The following is a 1,072-nucleotide window of genomic DNA, read 5'->3' on the forward strand; positions in this document are numbered from 1 at the left end:
TGTGTCGGATACCGGATCCGTGCTGCCGGTCGAGGAGGGCAGGGCGCAGGGCGGCCAGCCGGTCATCTACGGCATACGTCCCGAGCATATCGATATTGCGCCCGACGGCTTGCCGGCAATTGTTTCGGTGCTGGAGCCGACCGGCTCCGAGACACAGATCTTCGCCAAACTTGGCGAAGATCCTATCGACGCCATCGTCAAGGACAGGCTCACCGTCCGTCCTGGTGAAGAAGTACGGCTGACGATCGATCCGCGCCGTGTCCACCTCTTTGAGAGGCAAAGCGGCGCGCGCTTGTGACCCTTCGCTCCCGGAAGCCCCGTGCTGGTCACCGGCGGGCAAGGGCAGTCGTGCGGTCACGCTGATGTTCGCCTGCACTGGCGGGTTTTGTTGCAACGGCTGAATAGGGGCGCAGAGAGGCCTGATGCGCGGTCAATCAGGCGGCGAGGATTTCGAACTGCTCGGCCAGGGACGGATTCGGATTGAAGGCGTACCTCGCCTGTCGCTTGCGCATCATGTGAACCATTTCGATTCCGTTTAGGATGATCGCGGCTGATGCTGGTGATTTGAAGCCGAGCATTGACCGAATGCGGCGCTTGATGCGCCGATGGTCCTGTTCGATCCGGTTATTTAGGTATACTCTTGCAGATCCGGATCGGCTTCAGCCGACGCTGGGAACGATCCTGCAAGCGATTTGTGATGTCGCAGGAAACGATAGCCTTTCATGGTTGGTCTGGTTGACCATCGATGACGACGCGGTCGGGACGGCCATGACGTGCCAGCGCTTTTCTGAAGAACCGTTTGGCCGAGGGCAGGTCACGCTGCTCGCTGAACCAGAATTCGTCTGTATCGCCGACAGTGTCGATGGCGCGATAGAGATACATCCACTGGCCGCGGACGTTGATGTACGTCTCGTCGACATGCCACTTCCCGGTCACGCTACGCTTGCGCCGGTTGAAATGCTCCAGCAGTAGCGGTACGAAACGAACGGTCCAGCGGTGAATGGTCGTGTGGTCGACGGCGATCCCCCGCTCGGCCATCATCTCCTCAAGATCGCGCAGGCTCAGATTGTAG

Annotated in this window: 1 protein-coding gene and 1 pseudogene; one reads left to right on the forward strand and one right to left on the reverse strand. The window is 59.9% G+C overall.

The window, feature by feature from the left end; translation table 11 throughout:
* A partial coding sequence (locus NKH97_RS33210) for a TOBE domain-containing protein (RefSeq protein ID WP_352799981.1) occupies positions 1-298 on the forward strand: 298 nt, incomplete at its 5' end.
* Between the two features lie 136 nt (positions 299-434).
* Here the strand turns inward: NKH97_RS33210 and NKH97_RS33215 are convergent.
* Positions 435-1,072 (reverse strand): annotated as a pseudogene (locus NKH97_RS33215) (IS6 family transposase); the annotation flags it as partial.

It is taken from the genome of Mesorhizobium sp. M0870 (genome assembly GCF_040319775.1).
GTDB lineage: Bacteria > Pseudomonadota > Alphaproteobacteria > Rhizobiales > Rhizobiaceae > Mesorhizobium.